The sequence below is a fragment of the Streptomyces sp. NPDC048411 genome (genome assembly GCF_040704695.1).
Classification (GTDB): domain Bacteria; phylum Actinomycetota; class Actinomycetes; order Streptomycetales; family Streptomycetaceae; genus Streptomyces.
The window spans coordinates 1-5291 of the sequence record NZ_JBEZKL010000247.1; the positions used below are offsets into that span (position 1 = coordinate 1).

The 5291-nt window shown below is 70.6% G+C and carries 5 protein-coding genes; 4 read left to right on the forward strand and 1 reads right to left on the reverse strand.

Going from position 1 to position 5291, the window contains the following annotated elements:
* Nucleotides 1-101 precede the first annotated feature (101 nt).
* Entirely contained in the window at nt 102-1601 is a 1500-nt protein-coding gene (locus AB0915_RS38160) for a PLP-dependent aminotransferase family protein (protein WP_366695864.1), read from the reverse strand.
* A gap of 102 nt (nt 1602-1703) precedes the next feature.
* Here AB0915_RS38160 and AB0915_RS38165 point away from each other — a divergent pair, with 102 nt between their 5' ends.
* The 4 genes from AB0915_RS38165 to AB0915_RS38180 all read left to right on the forward strand — a co-directional run bounded on the left by AB0915_RS38165 (nt 1704) and on the right by AB0915_RS38180 (nt 5229).
* Nucleotides 1704-2327, forward strand: coding sequence for a hypothetical protein (locus AB0915_RS38165; RefSeq protein ID WP_366695866.1), 624 nt, complete (start codon nt 1704-1706; stop codon nt 2325-2327).
* A 74-nt stretch (nt 2328-2401) separates the two neighbouring features.
* Nucleotides 2402-3166, forward strand: a complete 765-nt coding sequence (locus AB0915_RS38170) for a glycerophosphodiester phosphodiesterase (RefSeq protein WP_366695868.1) — start codon at nt 2402-2404, stop codon at nt 3164-3166.
* Between the two features lie 47 nt (nt 3167-3213).
* Nucleotides 3214-4590, forward strand: coding sequence for an MFS transporter (locus AB0915_RS38175; RefSeq protein WP_366695870.1), 1377 nt, complete (start codon nt 3214-3216; stop codon nt 4588-4590).
* Nucleotides 4591-4854: 264 nt separating this feature from the next.
* Entirely contained in the window at nt 4855-5229 is a 375-nt protein-coding gene (locus tag AB0915_RS38180; RefSeq protein WP_007262928.1) for an RNA polymerase-binding protein RbpA, read from the forward strand.
* Nucleotides 5230-5291 lie beyond the last annotated feature (62 nt).

Here is a 5291-nt window from a genome sequence, read left to right on the forward strand (position 1 = left end):
CATCCATGTTGACCAGGATCCGGCCGTCGCACCAGAGGTACCAGGTGGCCGTGGACACTGGCTGGCGATCCTCCCCCGCCCCTTCCGCCGCGCCCCGGCCGTCAGGCGACGAACGTGCGAGGCGCCTCCGCTCCCGCGCTCGCCCCCGACACCACCAGCTCCGCCGCCGCGGCGAGCCGTACCGCCGCCTCGTCCGCCACCGGACCGCCGACCGTGAACGGCAGCCGTACGTATCCCTCGAAGGCGCCGTCGACGCCGAACCGCGGACCGGACGGCACCCGCACCCCCACCCGCTCGCCCGCCACGGCCAGCCGTGACCCCGAGAGTCCGCCGGTGCGCACCCAGAGCGTCAGCCCGCCGCGCGGCACCTGGAACTCCCACTCCGGCAGCTCCCGGCGCACCGCCGCGACCAGCGCGTCCCGGTTCTCCCGCGCCTGACCGCGCCGGAGCTCCACGGCCTCCTCCCAGCCCCCCGTGCGCATCAGCCAGTTGATGGCGAGCTGTTCCAGCACGGGTGTGCCCATGTCGGCGTAGGCGCGGGCGGACACCAGACTGCGGATCACGTCCGGCGCGGCCCGCACCCAGCCGATCCGCATGCCTGCCCAGAACGCCTTGCTGGCCGAGCCGACGGTGAGCACGGTGCTGCCCGCCGGGTCGAAGGCACAGACCCGGCGCGGCATCTCGACATCGGAATCGAGGTACAGCTCGTTCATGGTCTCGTCGACGACCAGGACCGTCCCGGCGGAGCGGGCCGCGTCCACCAGGGCCCGCCGCTGGCTCTCGTCGGCGAGCGCGCCGGTGGGATTGTGGAAGTCCGCCACGACGTACGCGAGCCGGGGCGCCGCGTCGCGCAGCACCTGCCGCCAGCGGTTCATGTCCCAGCCGCCGATCCCCTCCTCCATCGCCACCGGCACCAGCCGGGCGCCCGCCTCCCGCATCAGCTGAAGGATGTTGGCGTACGAGGGGGACTCCACCGCGATCCGCTCGCCCCGCCCGGCGAAGAGGTGGCAGATGGCGTCGATCGCGCCCATCGCGCCGGTGGTGACCATGATCTGTTCGGGCATCGTCGGGATGCCGCGCCCGGTGTAGCGGTCGGCGATCATCTGCCGCAGCGCGGGCAGTCCGGCCGGATAGTCGCCGTGGGTGTGCGCGTACGGCGGCAGCTCCTCGAGGGCGCCCTGGACGGCGCGGGTCAGCCAGGGTTCGGGCGCGGGCAGCGAGGCACAGCCCAGGTCGATCATCGAACCGAGCGACTCCGGGGGCAGCGGTTCCAGGCCGCGCGCGGGCAAGGGGTTGCCTGCCGGGACCGCGGTCCAGCTGCCCGCGCCGCGCCGGGACTCCAGGAATCCCTCGGCCCGCAGCGCCTCGTAGGCGGCGGCGACGGTGGTGCGGCTGACGGACAGGGCGAGCGCCAGCTCGCGTTCGGCAGGGAGCCGGGCGGCGACCGGCACCCGGCCTTCGAGGACGAGCAGCCGGACGCCGTCGGCGAGCGCGCGATAGGCGGGGGGCCTGCGGGCGCCGGGACCCATCGGCTTCTGCTGCTGGGCCTGGAGCTGCCGGGCGAGCTGCGCGGCACCGACGGCCGAAGTCCACTGCGCCATGTAAATCAGTCCACCTTCCTCGGATTGGCCATAGTTGGCAGCCAATCCCCTGCCACAGAGTGTCACGTGGCAGTCCACCGCCACCACACGAGGGAGCACATCTTGTCCGTCACCGCCGTCCCCCGCCGGGCGCACCTCACACGGCGGCTGATGCAGCTGTACGTCGGTCTGGCCCTGTACGGGGCGAGCTCGGCGCTCATGGTCCGCGCCGGGCTCGGTCTCGAACCCTGGGGGGTGCTGCACCAGGGCCTCGCGGAACGCACCGGGCTGTCCATCGGGGTCGTCGCGATCATCGTCGGCGCGGCGGTCCTCCTCCTGTGGATACCGATGAGGCAGCGCCCCGGGCTCGGCACGGTCTCCAATGTCTTCGCCATCGGCCTCGCCATGGACGGCACGCTCGCCCTCGTCCCGGAGCTGCACGGCCTGGCGGCCCGGATCGTTATCATGGTCGCGGGGATCGCGCTCAACGGTGTCGCGACGGGGCTGTACATCGCGGCGCGGTTCGGCCCCGGGCCGCGCGACGGCCTGATGACCGGATTGCATCGGCGCACCGGCCGCTCGGTCCGCCTGGTCCGTACGGCGATCGAGGTGGCCGTGGTGGCGAGCGGCTTCCTGCTCGGCGGCTCCTTGGGCGTGGGCACAGTCCTGTACGCGCTGTCCATCGGCCCGCTCGCCCAGCTGTTCCTGCGCTTCTTCGCGGTCCCCGAGGCGAAGCCCGCCGACTAGACCGTCGCTCCCGCGCCGGGGTCCGGCACCACCGCCGTCACCGGCCGGCCATCGAAGGAGGCCATACTGCCGCAGTGACCTCTGTACTCCACCCCTATCTGGACCATCCCGCGACGATCCCGTTCGCCCACCGAGGCGGAGCGGCGGACGGGATCGAGAACACCACGGCCGCGTTCCGCCGGGCCGCCGATGCCGGCTACCGCTACTTCGAGACCGATGTGCACACGACGTCGGACGGACGTCTGGTCGCCTTCCACGACGCCACCCTGGACAGGTTGACGGACGCCCGTGGCCGGATAGCCGACCTGCCGTGGAGCGAGGTGCGGCGGGCCCGGGTGGCGGGCCGTGAACCGCTGCCGCTGTTCGAGGAGTTGCTGGAGGCGTTTCCCGACGCCCGCTGGAACGTGGACATCAAGGCCGAGCCGGCGCTCGTCCCGCTGATCGACCTGGTCCGCCGGACCGATGCCTGGGACCGGGTGTGTGTCGGCTCGTTCTCGGAGACCCGGGTGGCCAGGGCGCACCGCCTCGCGGGCCCCCGGCTGGCCACCTCGTACGGCGTCCGCGGCGTCCTGGGCCTGCGGCTGCGCTCGTACGGCATACCGGCCGCCCTGCGCGCCGGAGCGGTGTGCGCGCAGGTCCCGGAGAGCCAGAACGGGGTCCGGGTGGTGGACCGGCGCTTCGTCCGGGAGGCCCATGCCCGCGGGCTCCAGGTCCATGTCTGGACGGTGAACGAACCGGATCGGATGGCAGCTCTCCTCGATCTCGGTGTGGATGGCATCATGACCGATCACATCGAGACGCTGCGCACGGTGCTGAGCGAGCGAGGGGCATGGGCCTGACGCCGGCCCGGCGGCGTCCCCACGGGGAGATACGAGGGGGGTGCGGGTTGAGCGCCGAGACCACGGGCACCGCTGAGCCGACGCCGGAACACACCATCGGCGGTGCCGACGCCGCGGACCGCAGACGCGAACAACGCGGCTGGTACTTCTACGACTTCGCGTGTTCGGTCTACTCGACCAGCGTTCTCACTGTGTTTCTCGGCCCCTATCTGACGTCGATCGCCAAGGCCGCCGCCGACGCCGACGGTTTCGTGCACCCGCTCGGCATCCCGGTGCGCGCGGGTTCGCTCTTCGCCTACGCGGTCTCGATGTCCGTCGTGGTGGCGGTGGTGATGATGCCGATCGTGGGCGCCGCCGCGGACCGCACGGGCCGCAAGAAGCCCCTGCTGGCGGCCGCCGCGTACGTGGGGGCGGCCGCGACGACCGGGATGTTCTTCCTGGACGGCCACCGCTATCTGCTGGGCGCGTTCCTGCTGATCGTGGCGAACGCGTCGATCTCGGTGTCGATGGTGCTCTACAACGCGTATCTCCCGCAGATCGCCGAGCCCGACGAACGTGACGCCGTCTCGTCCCGGGGCTGGGCCTTCGGTTACACGTCGGGGGCGCTCGTCCTGGTCCTCGATCTGGTCCTCTACACGGGCCACGATTCGTTCGGTCTCTCCGAGTCCGACGCGGTACGGATCTGCCTCGCGTCGGCGGGGGTCTGGTGGGGAGCCTTCACGGTCGTACCGCTGCGCCGGCTGCGTGACCGGCGGGTGGCACCGGGCGGTGAGGGCGCGGTCGGCTCCGGCTGGCGACAGCTGCTCGCGACCCTGCGCGACATGCGCCGCCACCCGCTCACGCTCTCGTTCCTGCTCGCCTATCTCGTCTACAACGACGGCATCCAGACGGTGATCTCGCAGGCGTCGGTGTACGGCTCCGAGGAGCTGGGCCTCGACCAGACATCCTTGATCACGGCCGTGCTGCTGGTGCAGGTGCTGGCGGTGGCCGGGGCCCTGGGCATGGGCCGGCTGGCACAGGCGTACGGCGCGAAGCGCACGGTCCTGGCCTCTCTCGTCGTCTGGACCCTGATCCTCGTCGCCGGATACTTCCTGCCCTCGGACGCCCCGGTCTTCTTCTATCTGCTGGCCTCGGCGATCGGCCTGGTCCTCGGCGGCAGCCAGGCACTGTCCCGCTCGCTGTTCTCGCATCTGGTGCCTCGCGGCAAGGAGGCGGAGTACTTCTCCGCGTACGAGATGAGCGACCGAGGACTGAGCTGGCTGGGGCCGCTGGTGTTCGGTCTCGCGTATCAGCTGACCGGCAGTTACCGGGATGCGATCATCTCTTTGGTGATCTTCTTCGCGGTCGGTTCCGTGCTGCTTGCCAGGGTGCCTGTACGGCAGGCCGTCGCGGCCGCGGGAAATCCCGTTCCTGAACGGATTTAGACGTTGAAGTGAAAGGCCGGTAGTGTACGCCTTTGGCCTGCCCGGAGGACCGTTACTGCGAGTGGAAGAAGCTAAACCGTTGGGTGACAACTTCTGCCAAATGTGACAAACCGGGCAACGTTGGGTACCCAACTCTGAAAAAGCAGCGGCACGACGGGCGACGCATGACCGGCAACGGGAATCTTTGCCGCCGACCGGACGTTGACCGGATGACGACGACAGCGACACCTGTCCTGTGGGCGACAAGCCCGGGAGGCACGATTCATGAGTGAGCGAGCTCTCCGCGGCACGCGACTCGTGGTTACCAGCTACGAGACGGACCGCGGCATCGATCTGGCCCCGCGCCAGGCGGTGGAGTACGCATGCCAGAACGGACATCGATTTGAGATGCCGTTCTCGGTAGAGGCGGAAATTCCGCCGGAGTGGGAGTGCAAGGCGTGCGGCGCCATGGCACTCCTGGTGGACGGGGATGGCCCCGAGGAGAAGAAGGGCAAGCCTGCGCGTACGCACTGGGACATGCTCATGGAGCGGCGCACACGCGAGGAGCTTGAGGAGGTGCTGGCCGAGAGGCTGGCGGTTCTGCGCTCCGGAGCCATGAACATCGCCGTGCACCCGCGGGACAGCAGGAAGTCTGCCTGACCGCGCGACACCGCAGAGAGACAGAGCCGCGGGCCGTGACACACCGAGCGTGTGTCACGGCC

Coding starts and splice junctions, on each gene's coding strand:
- AB0915_RS38180 (WP_007262928.1), top strand. CDS start 4,855: ATGAGTGAGCGAGCTCTCCGCGGCACGCGACTCGTGGTTACCAGCTAC.
- AB0915_RS38160 (WP_366695864.1), bottom strand. CDS start 1,601: ATGGCGCAGTGGACTTCGGCCGTCGGTGCCGCGCAGCTCGCCCGGCAG.